Here is a 15729-nt window from a genome sequence, read left to right as displayed (position 1 = left end):
CGTAGCCTATGATTTTATTTGATCTCAACACGCTGAGAGCGCATCACGATTTCGTCGTTAAGTTCAATACCAATACCCGGCTCTTCAGACACTTCAAAGAAACCATTTTTAGGCTGTGGATCTTGCAAGCATAACTCACGGTTCCACTTTTTAATTGCATAAGTGTGATGCTCATGAATTAAGAAATTTGGAATAGCCGTTTCTAAATGTAATGATGCTGCGGTTGCAACGGGGCCGCCACAGACGTGAGCCTGAATACGCACATCAAAAATATCAGCGTAATCACACACTTTTTTAGTTTCAGTAAAACCACCACATAAACCGATATCTGGCTGTAATACATTAATACTTTGATCTTCTAAGTAAGGGCGCACACCCCAACGATTATATAAACGCTCGCCACCGGCAATTGGCACTGATACTTTATCTGCCACTTTGGCATGTAACGAATGATTTAAGTAGTTAACTGGTTCTTCATAAAACATACAGTCAAATTCTTTAGCGATTTCACCGATTTGAATAGCAGAGGTAACACCCGGTAAACTGTGGCATTCAAAAATGATATCCACTTCATCACCAACAGCTTCACGAATTGCCTGCATACGGGCGCGATATAGCTTCATTTCAGCACGTGAAATAATGTTAGTGCGGTCGTAATAAGTATTGCCGTCTTTATCATATTGGATCGGATCAACTTTAACGGCATCGTAGCCTTCAGCCACTGCTTTTAACGCCGCTTCTGCGTATTCTTGTGGATGTACCAGAGCTTTAAACTCAGTGTCCCAATCAAACTGTAATTGCGAAGCATAAGTACGCAGCTTGTCGTTAACTTTACCGCCTAACAACTGATACACAGGTAAACCTAATGCTTTACCCTTAATGTCCCATAAAGCGGTGTCTATCGCGCTCATTGCTGCATAGACTACTGGGCCCCCACCTAAACCCCAAAAGCTTTCACGCAGCATACGCGACCATAACTTTTCGGTTTGAAATGGGTCATGACCAATTAAGAAAGCATCAGCCATTTCTTTGATCATAGCAGCGGCAGCACTGTGTCCTAAATCATAAGCAAGGCCAGCTTCGCCAACCCCGCTAATACCTTCGTCAGTATGAATACGGACAAATACAGGAGTCCAAGCAGGTCTGTCTGGACAATGGATATCAAAAACTTCAACGCGATTAACTTTCATGACAATTCCTTATTAACCAAGGCTTAGGTTATTTTGCAAAACTAGGATCAAGACGATGGGCCTTACGTAACATCGCAGGCCAAGCTAATTGCCCACCGGTACTACCGCTGTGCACTACATTCGCTTGATTATAAATATTATCGATTATGGCTTGAGGTACTGGTGTAACAGCTTGGCCACTGGCTTGTAAAGCCAGCTGTATTTCACAAGCACGCTGTAAATCATAAAAACGCATAAATGCATCACCCACCGTTGGCCCCACAGTTAAACCACCATGGTTTACTAACAACATATGATTAGTATTAGCGAGATCATCTTGTAAACGTTTTTTCTCATCGCTATTAACTGCTAAGCCTTCATAGCCGTGATAAGACAATGACGGCAGTGAAAACATTGAATACTGACTAAGTGGCAGCAGACCATTTTGCTGCGTGGCAACGGCAATCGTTTCTTTAGTATGTAAGTGAATAACACAATGAGCGTCATCACGCACTTCGTGAATCGCGCTGTGAATCGTAAAACCAGCAGGGTTGATTGCAAATGGCGTGTCATCCAAAATATTTCCGGCCAAGTCCACTTTGACTAGGTTAGAAGCTGTTACTTCATCAAATGTGAGGCCAAACGCATTCACTAAATAATGGTCAGTCCCCGGCAAACGCGCCGATAAATGTGTGTAAATCAAATCACCCCAACGAAAATGCTCAACCAACCGATAACAGGCGGCTAAATCAACTCGTAACTGCCATTCTTGTGCAGAGACTTTATTTTTTAAATCAAGTTGTGGTAATTCAAACATTATGGGGCCTTATTTAAACGCGTTAAAAACAAAACACGAAATAGATGGATAGAAGTCTAAAGTAGTGTGCGTGGATGATCAATATTTAAAACAAAACAGCCACACCAAATTGGTGTGGCTGTTTTCGGTGAGCCCATTGATAACTCACACTCAGCAAAAATTATTTTACGTTTGCTAAGTAATCGGCAATAGCGACCATTTCTTCTTCAGTAACAGTCGCAACCATCGCTTTCATCGCTGCAGTCATGCCATTATTGCGCGCACCTGATTTAATGTCTTTCATTTGCGCCACTAAGTAGTCTTTATTCTGACCATTTAGTTTAGGATACATTGCCATGATCGGTGCCTTACCTTCAGGGCCATGACATGTTTGGCACATTTTTGCTGTATAAAGCGCAGCACCATCGGCAGCCATGCTGTTAAATGACATACTAGCAACCATAGAGAGGCTTGCACCTAAGAGTAATTTTGTTATCTTGCTCATTGTATTTTCTCTTCTTTTTGACGGTTTATAAAAATTGTTAGCTTAATTGTAGACCATAATAACGGATCTTTGTACATTACATATGTACGTAATTTATACACCAAGTAGATCACCAAACACACTGTTCAAGTCATCTCTTAGGCTACCATACTAAATCATCTGGTACTTCAAAATCAGCGTATGGGTCATCAGCATCTTTGCCTTTGTCTTCTGGCTCTACATGAAACACGATGTACTTTTCATCAACTTCTGCCACTTTACGGGCTGGCTCATCTTCAAGTACAAAAAACTGCCCTTCCAACACACAAATTGCCAGTCGGCCACCTGATAAGGCTTTTTGCGTTTGTTCATTTACGTCGAGCTCTTTGACTTTATTTTCGTAAGTAAAATTGAAAGTCCGCTCACCACGTATCGAATCTTGATTATGATGTTCTAATATCTGCTTTACGCGGGCAACTTGCTCACGTTGCTTTAACTCACCTTGGCGAGCTTGATTTAATTCTTCTGCTTTTTTCTGCTGTTCTAACTTTGTTTGCTGAATATGCTTTTGCAGATCACTAGGGTTACTGGTCGCCCCTTTTTTTGGTTTTTTTTGTTGCTTACGCTTTTCACTTTTAGCAACTTTAGCTTTATGTGATGTGGTTAATCCTGCTTGTAGCAATTGGTCTTGTAATGAACCCATAGCTTTGTTCCATTAAAAACTGATATTAGCTTTATTTTATACCCAAACCACCCCAAGATGCGAGTTTCAGTTGGAATTAAAAGCGATTTAGGCAAGGCATTGATTGCAAGTAATAGTGGGTCTATTGCTAAAATCAATAACGTAGTATAAATCGCTTTTAAACCAACCCGTTGGGCGTTTCACAGGAACTTACTCTCAGCGTTGTTACTTCTTAAAAGGGACTGCCATTCTTGCAAAGTAACGCCTTGATATTAAGCCCCTGTGAAACGCTGAATTCTGCATCTTGAGGTGGCTTGGGTATAATCACATTAAAACAAATCATAGTGCTGTAACCATTAATCTAGCAAAGTGTTGTGATTGAAAACCTGATTTAGCGCAATAAATACTTATTTCTAGAATAAAAGTAACCACTTAAAGAACGCGTTGAGGTTGAATTTAATATCAATCAGGTTAAGCTGTGGTTTTTGTAGTAGGGCCAATAAAATGCGTTTCGGTCATTTATTAGTTTGCTCGCTGTTTATCTTTTTCGTGCTCTATGCACCGCAGCCATTATTAAGCTTATTTGCAGAGCAATTTTCAGTTAGTCCTGCAACCGCAGGTAGCTTGATGACGGCAACTATGCTCCCTTTGGCGATTGCTCCTTTGGTATACGGCTTATTACTAGCTAAACGTAACCCTTTAACAATTCTTCGCTACGCGATGCTAGTACTAGCTGTTACCTGTGTTGCTTTTGCCTATGCCCCCAGTTTTGAGTTATTACTGTTACTACGATTTTTACAAGGTTTAACCTTGCCTGCCGCACTCACCGCAATGACCACTTACATAGGAAGCACTTATCAAGCTGATAGTTTGCAAAAGAATATGACCTTCTATATTGGCAGTACAATTGCTGGGGGTTACTTTGGCCGAGTGTTAGCGGCTATTTTTGCTGATTTATGGACTTGGCAAAGCTTCTATTTTGTTATTGCCGCAGGTTTAATTAGCTTTGCACTGAGTATTCCACGTAATCAAACAGCCATTGTTAACAGCACTCTTTCCCCATTAAATTATTTAAAACAGCTCGCGAATGCTGCGGTATTAAAATTATATGGTGCGGTGTTTTGTATGTTTTTTTGCTTTGCTGCGTTATTAAATTATTTACCGTTCATTTTACAAGACACTTTTTTAATTACTAATACCCGTGATATTGGCTTAGTTTATAGCGGTTACTTGATTGGCGCCCTCGCCTCTATTGCGACTCCTTGGTTATTAAAAAAGAGTATTTCACCGTGGCATTTATTGTCTGCTATATTTGCTTTTTACAGCACTACACTAGTATTTTTGATGAGCTCACAATTAGTGATTTTTTTACTGGCATTCACTGGTTTTTGCGGCGCGATGTTTATTATTCATTCAACCGCAGCGCCGCTGGTTAATAAAATAAGCAGTGCACCACCGAGTGTCACTAATGGTGCTTATGTGTCGTTTTATTATAGTGGCGGGGCTTTAGGCTCTTTTGTACCTGGCTTGGTATATCAACAACTTGGCCATATCGCATTTATGGCCTCGTTATTATTAGTCTGTATATGCGGATTAATTTTAGTAAGTTCGGCTTATCTAGCGGGTAAAAAAACCACTTTAGGTTGATGCCCTGTGGTGGCAAAAAAAGCGTCTAAATCGGCTTTTTTTAATAACCATGTTTGGGTGTTCTCAAATGGATGACAATGAAATAGATCACCAAACCATATGTCTTGGTCAAGCCATAAAGTGACATCATTTTGCTTATCATTCATCAAAGCAAGCATAGATACACATCCAGGTGCGACTTTTAAAAAGCGTGCTAAGCGCTCATCGGAGGCAAACCCTAAGCGTGACAAGCCTTGATATTTAGCCAGTGATTTTAAGTCTAACTGCTTGTCATGTGCGGTGATCACCAAAAAATGCTTTTTACCTTCGTTATCACGCAAAAATAAGTTTTTTAATCGCGTTCCGGGCCGTTCCACCATTAATTCATCTGCAGCAAGACTACTATGTAATGCAGGGTGTTCGATAACGTCATAATTGATATTTAAATGCGCTAACAGCGCCGCTAATTTACTTTTATCCGCTAACATTTATAAACAACGCCCCATCAAGCGTACACTTAAATCTCGCCACAATACTTCATTTATCTCATATTTATCGTTGCGACAATATTTTTTGTCATGCAGCTCTTGTTTTAATAAGTGCACGGCTTGATCTTCTAATTCTAATTTTAAGCTATTTGATTCTTCAAAATATTCTTGCTCTGCAAAGTTTTTAAATTGCTGGCGTGTCAGTGGTCGATCTAAGTTTAAATTTGCGCGACTATTGGCTTTAACCGATACCACATAAGCAAAAATCTTATTACCTTGCTCATCTAATTTAGTGTGTAACTGTTTATTATTAATTTCAAAAGGCGGCTCATCACTTTGGCTAGCACAACCACAGAGTAAAACGAGTAACATCAACGCGTATTTTTTCATTATTAGTATCATTCCTGTTATCCAGTGACCGTTAGTCTACCAAAAATTCATTGTTTGCGTAAAAATTCAAAAAATATATAAATAATACTTGACCAAATTTAGAAATCTCATTAAAGTTCGTCCCGCTTGAAACGGAACCTCAAGTAGGTTACGAAATTCGTAACTTTAGGAATGTGGGGCTATAGCTCAGCTGGGAGAGCGCCTGCCTTGCACGCAGGAGGTCAGCAGTTCGATCCTGCTTAGCTCCACCACTTTCCTACTCTTCAATTTTTATCACTATGGCTCTCATGCCAAATTCAATTTTTAAATCTTTCTCATTTTAATCAAAAAACTGTTTATTTTATGTTAGTTATTTTTTAGCTATCAGTTGTGCGCTGCATGGTATTTACGATCAAAAATGCCGAGCATAAACTCGGCATTTTAATTTGGTTATTCGACTACCAATTATTCGCGAATTTGACCTACACCATTGACGAGGTATTTCTCCGTCGTTAATGATTCTAAGCCCATTGGGCCGTAAGCGTGTAGTTTTGACGTTGCGATACCAATCTCTGCACCTAAACCTAACTGTGAGCCATCAGAGAAGCGTGATGAGGTATTAACCATCACTACTGAGGCATCAACACTGCGCTGGAACAATTCAGCCGCGGCTTGGTTTTTAGTGCAAATAACTTCCGTATGGTTTGAACCAAATTGCGCAATATGCTCAATTGCACCAGCAAAATCTGGTACTACACGAATCGCGATTTCTAAATCTAAATATTCTTCGCCAAATTCCTCTGGCGCAAGCACTGTTGCATCATCAAAATATTGTGCGGCTTGGCTATCTGCATTTATTTTTACACCTTCTTGGCGTAATACAACAGCACATAAATTTAAAAACTCATCGGCAACATCCTGATGAACGACAAGGCCTTCTAATGCATTACATACGCCAGTACGCTGAGTTTTACCGTTCAGTAGCAAGTTAATCGCCACTTCTAAGTCAGCGTCTTTATCTACGTATAAATGACACACACCTTTAAAATGCTGGATCACAGGAATTGTACTGTTATCTGTTACAAAGTTAATTAGCCCTTCGCCGCCGCGTGGAATAATTAAGTCAATGCTGTCACGTTGCTGCATCAATTCCATTAATAATCCGCGGTCTGGATCTGGAATAACGGAGATTAACGCTGCCGGTAAATTATGCTGCTCTAATACTTGATGCATGACACTCGCAATTGCTTGCGAGCTTTTAAGCGCCTCTTTACCACCACGTAAAATAACCCCATTACCTGATTTGAAGCATAACGCTCCAGCATCAGCGGTTACATTTGGACGCGCTTCATAAATCATACATACCACACCAAGTGGTACGCGCATTTTACGAATTTTAATCCCGTTAGGACGTTCAGTAATATCGCGTAATTGACCCACCGGATCATCAAGGCTTACAATCACTTCAATGCCTTCAGCCATCGCTTCAATACGTTCGTCATTGAGCGTTAAACGGTCAATCATAGCGGCTGCTAGATTGTTATCGCGGGCTGCGGCTAAATCACTTTCGTTCTCTTTAATAATAAATGCTTTTTGTTGGCGTAATGCTGCAGCCATATCCAGTAGCACCTGATTTTTGGTCTCGGTATCGAGTAAGGCTAACTGATGTGCCGCTTTTGCTGCCTGACGTGAAATATCTGTAATTAAACTCATGACTTCTCCAATAATGCGATATCTTTCTCTGAAATAACGGGACCAATCGAATCTTGCATCTTGTCGCTAAATTCGCTTTGTTCGTTATCTGCTATAAAATTCAATAAACAACTACTGTAATTTGCAGTTGCTTTGGCTAATCGAGTGCCGTCGCTGCTACGTACCAAAATGGTATCGCCAATTGCAAACTCACCATGCACTGCGACAATTTCATCGCCACGGATACAGCCAGTTTCACCTTCTAAAGACTCATCGTATGAACCTGCGACAACGACTTCACCTTGCTCACTTGCAGTATGAGTCATCCAGTGAACAGCTTCTTGCATCGGTTTTTCGTACGGTAAGAAAATAGTACCTGGGTTCTCACCTTCCAGCAGTTTTGTAAATGTCTGCTCTTTAAAACCATTAATTATATAAGTAGTAATACCATGTGAAGTCGCTTTTTCAGCTGCTTCAATTTTAGTTTTCATACCACCTGTACCAACCGCACTGGTAGCAGATCCTGCCATAGCATAGATTGATTCATCAATTGATTTAATTTCAGGCAGTAATATTGCATCGTCGTGCAAATTAGGGTTTTTATCATAAAGCCCATCCACATCTGAAAAAATCATCAATGCATCAGCATCTGCTGCTGCAGCGACCATTGCCGATAAGTTATCATTATCACCGACTTTTAAATCATCAGTTGTCACCGTATCATTTTCATTCATGATTGGCAGCACACCATGATCCAACAAAGTGAAAACAGTTTCTCTAATACTCTCATAACGCTCACGGTCACGTAAGTCACCATGAGTTAATAAAATCTGCGCCGATGGGAAATCAAAAAAGCGGTCCCACATAGCCATCATTTCGGTTTGCCCTGCTGCTGCCATGGCCTTTTTCATTGCCACAGTGCGCTCTTGTGTCTTCGGAAATAAATGCGCGCCAGCGGCAACTGAGCCTGACGAAACTAAAATAACTTCAATTCCTTGACTACGACAACGAACAATAAACTGAGCGATGGTTAATAAATAGCGTGAGCGACAACCATCTTGATCAGGTGCAATCAATGCGCTACCTACTTTTAATACGATACGTCGCCAATTTAACTTTTGCATAAATGTTCAACTTTCCATTTTAACTGTGACTTACCCTAGTTTGGATAAATCTGAAAACAACCACCTAGTGTTTACCTAGGTTACGAGTTAACAATTTGCACTTGCTTTTGCTCACTTTCTTTAGCCATCACTTTTTAATACTCAGCCGGAAACGCTCACTTAGTTAATTAACAAAGTGCGTTAGATATAGCATAACTTTGGCTCAATCATTAAGACTGAACAGTTATAAAGTAAATAAAAAGTGTTGTTTATGCATCGCTGTAAAAAGCTGTGTGAAGCTTTTTTATTAACAACATACATAGAGCCTCTAAAGTCTGATACACCAACAGATAGGGTGATGACTCAAGGACCGAGATTTGCTCACCACGATGGGTGTCAAATATTGAGTAAGTAACAGTTCAACTCAAACAATATGAATCACAATAAAATGTAATTTATGTTCAAATTAACTAATTACTAAAAATGAGTAAAATTGTACAAACTGCATTCAAAACAATTAACAAATTGATTTTTAAGCATATAAATATAGTAACCTCAATCTAAATTGTTGTAATTTAAAGCAACTTAAAAATAACTATATGTATTCGCTTAGACCTAACAAGTAACTAATTAGATGACTAATTGTTTGAACACTAACTATATTACGCTACTTTTAGCCTAAAGATCAAGACTATATTTTATTCACTCGGCTTACTATTGCAGCTAATAAATTTTAAAGTCATTAAGATTCAGTCAGTTAAATAGAGTTTAATTTGTTTCAAATATTTTAAAACCAATAAATTATCATTTCTTCTACAAATAAGTTCGTAAACAGCTAAAATTCTATTAGGAAAAATTAACATACACGTGTATACCCCTGTATTATAAGTATCGAAAGGTTTACTCCTAACTGTTGTAATAAATAAGGAATACTTCATCTATGTCAGCTATTTATATCGCAGGGATCGCTCTATGTTCGGTTCTCGCCCAATGGATAGCATGGGGTTTTCGTGTCCCAGCTATTTTATTTTTGTTACTTACCGGCCTGTTACTTGGCCCTGCTACGGGTTTACTTGATCCAGATGCACTGCTTGGTGATCTACTCTTTCCTGTGGTCTCACTCAGTGTTGCGGTGATCTTATTTGAAGGTTCTTTAACTCTGCACTTTAGAGAACTCAAAGGTATTGGCAAGGTAGTCCGTAACTTGTGCTCTATTGGCATGATTACGACTTGTATAGTGATAAGCCTCAGTGCCTATTGGATTTTAGAACTCAACTGGCGTGTAGCAGCGGTGCTCGGTGCAGTATTGGTTGTGACTGGCCCAACAGTTATTGCACCGCTATTAAACTCAATGCGACCAACCCAAGATATTGACCGCATACTACGCTGGGAGGGCATTGTTATTGACCCAATTGGTGCTTTATTTGCGGTTTTAGTATTTGAAGCGGTAATGCTAGTTGGTCAAGGTGAAGTGTTTATTCATACCGTAATCGCCTTGTTTAAAACCTTAGGAGTCGGTTTATCTATTGGCGTGGTCGCAGGTTGGCTTACAACGTTACTGATCCGCCGCGAATGGCTACCATTTGAATTACATAAATTCGGCATCTTAGCTCTGGTACTTATTAGCTTTACAGTCTCAAATCATTTGAGCCATGAGTCAGGTCTATTAGCGGTTACTGTATTTGGTATTTGGTTAGCGAACCAAGACGATTTAGAAATTGATTCTGTTTTAGAGTTTAAAGAAGATCTGTCTATGATCTTAATTTCAACCTTATTCATTTTGCTTGCTGCGCGTTTAGAATTAGCTGATTTAATGATGCTTGATGCCGATGTGTTCATCTTTTTGGCTATCGTATTATTTATCGCTCGCCCATTGTGTATTGCGATCTCCACTTTCGGCACTGAGCTACCAATTAAATCTCGCTTAGTACTCGCGTGGATTGCTCCGCGCGGTATTGTCGCAGCAGCGGTAGGCTCTGTATTTGCTATTAGTATGATGGAAGCTGGTGTTGCTGACGCCGAGAAAATGGTGCCACTGATTTTTACCGTTATCATTATCACAGTAGTTCTGCAAAGCTTAACTGCGATCCCGATTGCGAAGCTATTAGGGGTTCGTCAGCCTTCACCTAATACTATTTTGATCATTGGTGCAAACCATGTCGCTCGTGCCATTGCTTGTGGGCTAAAAGAGCAAAATATTCAAGTACACTTATCAGATCCAGCTTGGGAAAACTGCCGCATGGCACGTATGGATGGGCTGCCTTGTTATTATGGTAACCCGCAATCAGAACATGCTGAACGTTACTTACCCCTGACAACTCTACGCAGCGTAATGGCGCTTTCGCCAAACCGCCATCATAACGCGCTAGGCGTGCAGTATTTTTCACATTTATTGAATGAAAAGAACGTCTTTTCATTGCGTTCTTCGACCTCTCACGCCAAAGCAAACAAAGACAGCGCGACGTTTCTATCTCGGCAAATTTTGTTTGGTGACAGCGGCTCTTATGCACGTTTAAGTAGCTTAATTGCCAAAGGCGGCAAGGTCAGTGTAACGCGAATTTCTGAAGAGTTTAACTGGGGCAAATACCAAGAGATGAACAGCGATGCAATTCCGTTATTCATCCTCAATGGTGACAAAGATAGTGATGATGATAGCCCTATTAAACTGCGTCCGTTTACTATTAATATGGAAAAACCGCCGCAAGAAGGTGAACGTGTCGTCGCGATGCTGCCACCAAAAATGTCGGTATTGAAAGATCCTAATAATGGTAAAAACAAAGAACCGAAAGAAATAAAAGAGTAAAACGAAAAGGGCTAGGTATCGCACCTAGCCCTTTTACTTTCAACTCGCTAGTTTTCTAACTCGCTAACTAATCTACTCAAACCTACAATGGCAATCGTGCACGCGCTACTACACTATCGGGCATTTTTTGCGCCAATTGGGCTAGTGAGCGTTCAATCTTTTTATGGGTTGCTTTATCTGCAACCATGCTATGAAATAACCAACGATACGCGTCTTCGTAATCACGTGGACTACCATAGCCTTGATTAAATAAATTAACTAACCGCAATTGTGCTTTTAAATTTCCTTGTGATGAAGCTTCACGTAGATAAGTCACAGCAAGCGCTTTATCCTTTTGCACCAATCGACCCGTGTCATAGTATCGCCCGAGTTGCTCTAATGCCGCCGCTAAGCCTTGCTGTGCTGCTTGACGCATATAATACACACCAAGTTCTACATTACGATCAACACACACCGCATACGCCAGCATATCGCCATATAAAAATTGATAAGAAGGCAGTGCCATTTTATTGGCTCGTGCTTCGATATCTTGTACTAACTGGCAGTCATCTGCCTTTACTCGCGCAAGATGTGTATTACTATTGATCAAAGCGAGCAGCTCAGTTTCTGTATATAGTGGCACGGCAGCTATGGTCTCTTCAGACTTGGCGTGGCTTGCCAGCAAAAACGATAACGGCACTAATGATAAACAAGTTAACAAACGCATTTAGGTCACTTTAAATTAAAAACCATCTTGCTAAAGTTTATACAAAGATCGTTCCATAATGAAATTTATAAATAGCTTATTTATTATAAACACTATCCCCAGACACAAAAAAAGCTGCACAAGGCAGCTTTTTTAGTACTATTAGTAATTATGCAAACGGACTGCGTAACACCATAGTTTCTACACGGTCAGGACCTGTAGAAATAATATCAACAGGTACACCGGTGATTTCTTCAATGCGTTTGATGTAATCAAGTGCCGCTTTTGGTAGCTGCTCAACAGTAGTAGCACCCACTGTATTTTCAGTCCAACCAGGCATCTCTTCATAAACTGGCGTTACTTTATCATAACCTTCAGCAGCAAGTGGCGTCACATTAGTGATAGTGCCATCTTCTAACTGATAACCAGTACAGATTTTTAGTGTTTCTAGACCATCTAACACGTCTAGTTTAGTTAAACAAAAACCTGAGATAGAGTTAATTTGTACTGCACGGCGCATAGCCACAGCATCTAACCAACCAGTACGACGTAAACGACCAGTCGTTGCACCAAACTCATGACCTACGGTACCTAAGTGCTTACCAACTGGGTCTTGTTTTTCTAAACCGTCGTAAAGCTCGGTAGGGAAAGGACCAGAACCAACACGCGTGGTGTAAGCTTTGATAATACCTAGTACATAATCAAGATTTAACGGACCAAAACCAGCACCTGTAGCAACGCCACCGGCAGTGGTATTTGAAGACGTTACATATGGATAAGTACCGTGATCGATATCAAGTAATGTACCTTGCGCGCCTTCAAACAAGATGTTGTCGCCCGCTAAACGCGTTTGATCAAGTAACTCAGTTACATCAACAACCATTGCTTTAAGGATATCTGCAACAGCCATTGCATCATCAAACGTCTGTTGGAAATCTACCGCATCTACTTTGTAATAATTTACTAAAGTGAAGTTATGGTATTCCAATACTTCTTTAAGCTTCGCAGCGAATAATTCAGGGTTGAATAAGTCACCGATACGCAAACCACGACGGGCTACTTTATCTTCATAAGCAGGACCTATGCCGCGACCTGTTGTACCAATCGCTTTATTACCACGTGCTTTTTCACGAGCTACATCTAATGCGATGTGGAAAGGCAAAATAAGCGGACATGCTTCACTGATCAATAAACGTTCACGTACTGGTACGCCGCGCTCTTCAAGCATGCCAATCTCTTTCATTAGCGCTTCTGGTGAAACAACAACACCATTACCAATCACACACTTAACATTGTCACGTAATACACCCGATGGAATAAGGTGTAAAACTGTCTTTTCACCTTCGATTACCAGTGTATGACCAGCGTTATGGCCACCTTGGTAACGAACTACTAAAGATGCTTTGTCTGTAAGGAGGTCAACTACCTTACCCTTACCTTCGTCACCCCATTGGGTGCCTAATACAACAACGTTTTTACCCATTGTAAATTCACTTAGAAAAAATTAGGACGAGATTTTACCAGATAATGAGGGGAAAGATCACCCCCGTTTAGGTTATTTTTTCTGCGCAGTCGTACAACGACCTTTGCAATAAAAATTAACTGGTTGAATAACATTAAGTTACTCATGAAAATTCATCTTACTAAAAGAAAAACCCTGCATACACAGGGTTTGGATTTGTGCTAGATTTAGAAAAAGATTACTGCGCTGCAGCACCTTTCATATATCTAAAGAAGTCACTGTCTGGTGATAATACCATTACGTCTTGCTTATCTTTAAAGGTCTTTTTATAGGCCTCTAATGAACGTACAAAACCAAAGAATTCAGCATCTTTATTGTACGCATTGGCATAAATAGCCGCAGCTTTTGCATCGCCTTCACCGCGAACGGTACGGGCATTACGCTCAGCATCAGCCAGCATTACTGTGACACGACGGTCAATGTCAGCGCGAATCGTTTCGGCTTTTTCTTGACCTTCAGAGCGATGCTCTTTAGCAACAGCAGTACGCTCTGCACGCATACGTTGGTAAATCGAATTACTCACTTCTGACGGTAAATTGATTTGCTTAACACGTACATCAAGTACTTCAATACCTAGCTCTTGAGCACTTTCAGAAGCTTGAACTAATGCTTCTTCCATTAACTCGCTACGTTCACCGGAAACAATCTCACGGATAGTACGTGAACCAAAGTTAGTACGTAGACCATTATTTACTTTTTGCTTAAGTAGTGCTTCAGCGTATTGCTTATCACCACGGGCACGTAAGTAAAAAGCACTAAAATCACTAACACGCCATTTTACAAACGAATCAACTATTAAGTCTTTTTTCTCGCTAGTAACAAAACGATCCGGTGCACCATCTAATGTCTGAATACGCGCATCAATACGGCGTACTTGACTAAAGAAAGGTACTTTGAATTGTAAGCCAGGACCATAAACAATTGCTTTATCATCACTGTCTTTTTGCACTTTGCTGAATAGCATAACAATTGCTTTTTGCCCTTCAGGTACTACGAACACTGACGAAAAAGACAACACAACGGCCGCTAGTAATATAACTAAACTAAAGTTTTTCATTGCGCTTATCTCCCGTCGTTAAAGCGATCAGCACCAAAGCGGTCTGAACTTGAGTTCACAGTGCTATTGCGCGATGTATTAACTTTATTGCGTAAGTCGTTAATATCACTTGAGCTAGGTAATGCAACACGGGTTGCGTTCCCTTGCTTATCCATGATTTTATCAAGCGGTAAATACATCATATTATTGCCGCCCTTAACATCAACTAGGACTTTTGAACTGTTGCCTAGCACTTCTTCCATGGCATCAATATATAAACGCTCACGGGTTACACGCTTAGCAGCCTGGTATTCAGGTAATAACTTTTCAAAACGCGCGACTTCACCTTGTGCTTCTAAAATAATGCGCTCGCCGTAACCTTCAGCTTCTTGCGTCATACGAGTAACTTGACCACGAGCACGTGGTTCAATTTCACGCGCGTATGCTTCAGCTTCACGAATAAAACGTTGTTCATCTTCTTGTGCGGCAATGGCATCATCAAACGCGTCTTTAACTTCAGCCGGTGGGCGTGAGTCTTTAAAGTTAACGTCAGTTACGATCAAACCTAAGTTATACGGTTCGACGATTTTATTCAGTTCATCCCAGGTATTTTGACGCACAACCTCACGGCCATTCGTTAATACTTGGTCCATTTTTGAATGACCAACAACATAACGCAGTGCACTCTCTAGCGCTTCTTCTAAGCTAGAATCAGCATTAGTTACACTAAATTTGTATAGGAAAGGATCAATAACACGGTATTGCACCTGAAACTCAACGCTTACCACGTTTTCATCTTCAGTGAGCATAAAACCAGATGTCGATAATGAGCGAACGGCTTCAATATCAACCGGAATTACCGTTTCAATAAACGTCATTTTCCAACGCAGACCTGGATCTGCAATGCGGTCAAATTGACCAAAATGTAAAACGATGCCGCGCTCTGCTTCTTTCACGGTATAAATACCGCTCAATGCCCATACAATTGCAGCAATGATCAGTACAAATGAAAGACCAGCTCCACCAAGTCCGCCGCCGCCATTGCCGGATTTTTTACCGCCAAATAAGCCACCAAACTTGCTGCTGAATTTACGAAACACCTCGTCTAAGTCAGGTGGGCCTTGATCACGTCCGCCTTTTTTGTTCCACGGATCTTTGTCATTGCCATTATTACCCGGTTCATTCCAGGCCATAGCTATACTCCATTGTTATCTAAATAATTTAGGTAATTACGTTAAATCTAACAAAAATACCGCAGTTCTCATACTAAAAAT

General features: G+C 40.5%; 14 protein-coding genes and 1 tRNA gene. 3 read left to right on the top strand and 12 right to left on the bottom strand.

The features are described from left to right. Nucleotides 1-14 precede the first annotated feature (14 nt). From FW757_RS04825 to FW757_RS04810, 4 genes are all read right to left on the bottom strand, one after another. Nucleotides 15-1190, bottom strand: coding sequence for a mandelate racemase/muconate lactonizing enzyme family protein (locus FW757_RS04825; RefSeq protein WP_064668182.1), 1176 nt, complete (start codon nt 1188-1190; stop codon nt 15-17). Between the two features lie 28 nt (nt 1191-1218). Further along, nucleotides 1219-1986, bottom strand: coding sequence for a class II aldolase/adducin family protein (locus tag FW757_RS04820; protein WP_182735552.1), 768 nt, complete (start codon nt 1984-1986; stop codon nt 1219-1221). A 160-nt stretch (nt 1987-2146) separates the two neighbouring features. After that, nucleotides 2147-2470: a c-type cytochrome gene (locus FW757_RS04815; protein ID WP_145238134.1), complete on the bottom strand. Its 324-nt coding sequence runs from the start codon at nt 2468-2470 to the stop codon at nt 2147-2149. 142 nt (nt 2471-2612) lie between these two features. Further along, nucleotides 2613-3152: a DUF2058 domain-containing protein gene (locus FW757_RS04810; RefSeq protein WP_149980503.1), complete on the bottom strand. Its 540-nt coding sequence runs from the start codon at nt 3150-3152 to the stop codon at nt 2613-2615. A gap of 483 nt (nt 3153-3635) precedes the next feature. On the opposite strand from FW757_RS04810, the gene FW757_RS04805 reads away from it, so the two are divergent. Continuing rightward, nucleotides 3636-4778 (top strand): MFS transporter, encoded by a 1143-nt coding sequence (locus FW757_RS04805; protein WP_145238127.1) that lies wholly within the window; start codon nt 3636-3638, stop codon nt 4776-4778. On the opposite strand, the gene FW757_RS04800 is transcribed toward FW757_RS04805, so the two are convergent. Together FW757_RS04800 and FW757_RS04795 are read right to left on the bottom strand one after the other, a co-directional pair. Further along, nucleotides 4745-5245 (bottom strand): prolyl-tRNA synthetase associated domain-containing protein, encoded by a 501-nt coding sequence (locus tag FW757_RS04800; RefSeq protein WP_145238125.1) that lies wholly within the window; start codon nt 5243-5245, stop codon nt 4745-4747. The two genes, FW757_RS04805 and FW757_RS04800, sit on opposite strands and share 34 nt — an antisense overlap. Beyond that, a complete protein-coding gene (locus FW757_RS04795) occupies nt 5246-5635 on the bottom strand; it encodes a hypothetical protein (RefSeq protein WP_145238122.1) in 390 nt (129 codons plus the stop codon). A 175-nt stretch (nt 5636-5810) separates the two neighbouring features. Between FW757_RS04795 and FW757_RS04790 the strand changes: the two genes are divergently transcribed. Further along, a tRNA-Ala gene (locus tag FW757_RS04790) sits at nt 5811-5886 on the top strand. A 193-nt stretch (nt 5887-6079) separates the two neighbouring features. Here FW757_RS04790 and FW757_RS04785 read toward each other — a convergent pair. Then, nucleotides 6080-7327, bottom strand: a complete 1248-nt coding sequence (locus tag FW757_RS04785) for a glutamate-5-semialdehyde dehydrogenase (protein ID WP_145238119.1) — start codon at nt 7325-7327, stop codon at nt 6080-6082. Then, complete coding sequence (proB, locus tag FW757_RS04780; RefSeq protein WP_145238116.1) at nt 7324-8430, bottom strand: glutamate 5-kinase; 1107 nt, start codon at nt 8428-8430, stop codon at nt 7324-7326. Before proB ends, FW757_RS04785 begins: the two co-directional genes overlap by 4 nt. Before the next feature lie 919 nt (nt 8431-9349). Between proB and FW757_RS04775 the strand changes: the two genes are divergently transcribed. After that, the gene (locus FW757_RS04775) at nt 9350-11212 is read left to right on the top strand and encodes a cation:proton antiporter (RefSeq protein WP_145238113.1); all 1863 of its coding nucleotides are present in this window, start codon (nt 9350-9352) and stop codon (nt 11210-11212) included. Nucleotides 11213-11294: 82 nt separating this feature from the next. Here the strand turns inward: FW757_RS04775 and FW757_RS04770 are convergent, their stop codons facing one another. From FW757_RS04770 to hflK, 4 genes are all read right to left on the bottom strand, one after another. Further along, a complete protein-coding gene (locus FW757_RS04770; RefSeq protein WP_149980501.1) occupies nt 11295-11918 on the bottom strand; it encodes a tetratricopeptide repeat protein in 624 nt (207 codons plus the stop codon). A gap of 148 nt (nt 11919-12066) precedes the next feature. Then, nucleotides 12067-13380: an adenylosuccinate synthase gene (locus FW757_RS04765; protein WP_145238109.1), complete on the bottom strand. Its 1314-nt coding sequence runs from the start codon at nt 13378-13380 to the stop codon at nt 12067-12069. A gap of 217 nt (nt 13381-13597) precedes the next feature. Next, entirely contained in the window at nt 13598-14476 is an 879-nt protein-coding gene (hflC, locus tag FW757_RS04760) for a protease modulator HflC (RefSeq protein WP_145238107.1), read from the bottom strand. Between the two features lie 5 nt (nt 14477-14481). Next, complete coding sequence (hflK, locus tag FW757_RS04755) at nt 14482-15648, bottom strand: FtsH protease activity modulator HflK (RefSeq protein ID WP_149980499.1); 1167 nt, start codon at nt 15646-15648, stop codon at nt 14482-14484. Between the last annotated feature and the right edge of the window lie 81 nt (nt 15649-15729).

It is taken from the genome of Pseudoalteromonas sp. 1181_04 (genome assembly GCF_052850545.1).
Note: the sequence above shows the minus strand (reverse complement) of the source record. Positions and strands in the feature narration are given on the sequence as shown.